General features: G+C 41.6%; 3 protein-coding genes. 2 read left to right on the top strand and 1 reads right to left on the bottom strand.

The features are described 5' to 3' along the window. The first annotated feature begins 74 nt into the window (after nt 1-74). Together C7B62_RS25280 and C7B62_RS25285 are read left to right on the top strand one after the other, a co-directional pair. The gene (locus C7B62_RS25280; protein WP_106244300.1) at nt 75-416 is read left to right on the top strand and encodes a hypothetical protein; all 342 of its coding nucleotides are present in this window, start codon (nt 75-77) and stop codon (nt 414-416) included. A 6-nt stretch (nt 417-422) separates the two neighbouring features. Then, nucleotides 423-698, top strand: coding sequence for a hypothetical protein (locus tag C7B62_RS25285; protein ID WP_106244303.1), 276 nt, complete (start codon nt 423-425; stop codon nt 696-698). Nucleotides 699-795: 97 nt separating this feature from the next. Here C7B62_RS25285 and glsA read toward each other — a convergent pair whose 3' ends face one another. Beyond that, nucleotides 796-1,776 (bottom strand): glutaminase A, encoded by a 981-nt coding sequence (gene glsA, locus C7B62_RS25290; protein ID WP_106244306.1) that lies wholly within the window; start codon nt 1,774-1,776, stop codon nt 796-798. Between the last annotated feature and the right edge of the window lie 239 nt (nt 1,777-2,015).

Here is a 2,015-nt window from a genome sequence, read left to right on the forward strand (position 1 = left end):
CGCTCCCGACTTCTTTTTTTCTTCTAGTTCTCAAACTCTCTTGACAACTGCTTTTCAGACTTAAGTTGTGACCAATGGTACAGGAATTAGCCGACTTGAAACGTAAAGAGTTAGAAGCTTCAATTAATGTTGAAAGGGCGATCGCCTCACTAGACGAAGCTAAACTAAATTACCGTCGTCAGCAGTATGAACACAGTCTTAAAGTATCTGACTATCAAACAGAAATGCAGAAGCAGCAGGAGCAAGTTAACTCACTCCAGACTCAGCTAGATACGATTGATGATGAACTAGATAAGCTGACATCGGTTTATTCTCCTTATCGGGGGAAGGTAAGAAGGGTGAAGATACTCGGACAGAATGAGCGATCGATTACTGCTGAGGTGACACTGGATATTCGAGGAGAAATCAGGAAATAGAAAATTATGAGTATTGACCATTTTATCGTTCACAGCTTCTTTAGCCATGCTCCACAAGCAATCTTAAATTCTGCTGGAGCGGTTGAATATGAAAAAATGGAAGGCATCAGTGGAGATTTACCCAAAAATCGGGAAATAACCAAAGATATACTATACGCTACTTATACACTTGCCGAAGCTATGGCTCAGGATGCCACAGGTGAAAAAAAATTAGAGCAAACGGAATTTAATCGAGAATTAATAGACCTGAGAGATAAAATTAACAGCTATTTAGAACATTAAAGTCAATATCGAGCGATCAATTACTGCTGAGGTGACTTTGGATATTCGGGGTGGGAAGTAGAGCGATCGCCCGAAGGGTACGCAGAAGAGATCGCATCTATTGATGGCGTTTTGTATCTTGATGAGAAATATTGAGAAAAGGACACTGTTCTAGAGGAAAATCCAACAAGTGAAGTTGAAATTCTTCAGACAAAGCTTCAAATACTTTGATTCCCCTAACACTATTACCTCTATGGTCGATTAATGGGGAGTAAACTGCAATACCAGCACGGTCGGGGATTACTGCAATTATGCCTCCTGAAACTCCACTTTTAGCGGGAATTCCTACTTTATAAGCCCATTCTCCCGCATAGTTATACATCCCACAGGTATACATTACGCTCAAAATATCCCTGACGTAACAAGGCTCGATCGCTTTGTCTTGAGTTATGGGATTGATACCTCGATTTGCTAGAGTTGCAGCCATCACTGCCAAATCGTGACAGTTGACTACTATCGAACATTGTTGAAAATAGAGGTCGAGAATTTCCTCGATATTATGGTCGATAATGCCAAAATTAAGCAGCAAATTAGCTAGAGCGCGATTGCGATGTCCTGTAGCTTTTTCTGACATGAATACGGGAGCATCGATATAAACATTATGACCGATGTAGCGACGAAACATATCCAGCATTCGATTTAGCTTGTCAGTGGTCTGAGAGCCTTTAATCAAACTAGCAGTGGCGATCGCTCCAGCATTGACCATTGGATTATCTGGGCGTTTAGAGTTTTCATCTAAGCGAATTACCGAATTAAAAGGATCGCCTGTAGGTTCTACGCCAATTTTTTCTAGTAGGGTTTGACGACCGCAATCTTCTAGTGCCATGCCGTAAACAAAAACCTTAGATATAGATTGAATGGTAAAATTTTTCGAGATGTCTCCGACTTCAAATACTTCTCCTTCTTTAGTAACAATAGAGATAGCAAACCAGTCAGGATTGGCTTTGGTAAGTTCGGGAATGTAGCTAGCCAAAGAACCCGAATTGAATGAGCGATATTTTTCGTAAAGATGTTGAATGAATTCTGGAAGGTCGGGCATAGGGGGATATATGTATGTGTAGGTATTTCTCGTTTTCTGTCACGCTGGCATGACTTAAACTCTGCTGTCTTCAATCCAAATCGATAAACTTACTGGTACACTCCGATGGTTTAACGTGCAGATATCTCGAAGTAACTGCCAGGGAATTATGCCCTAGTGACTTCATCTGACTCCTCCCGTGGAGACCCCCGCTAAAACCGAGGCGGGTGTATTGAGCGCAGCGAATACCGCCTCGGTTT

The sequence above is a fragment of the Pleurocapsa sp. CCALA 161 genome (assembly GCF_003003995.1).
GTDB lineage: Bacteria > Cyanobacteriota > Cyanobacteriia > Cyanobacteriales > Xenococcaceae > Waterburya.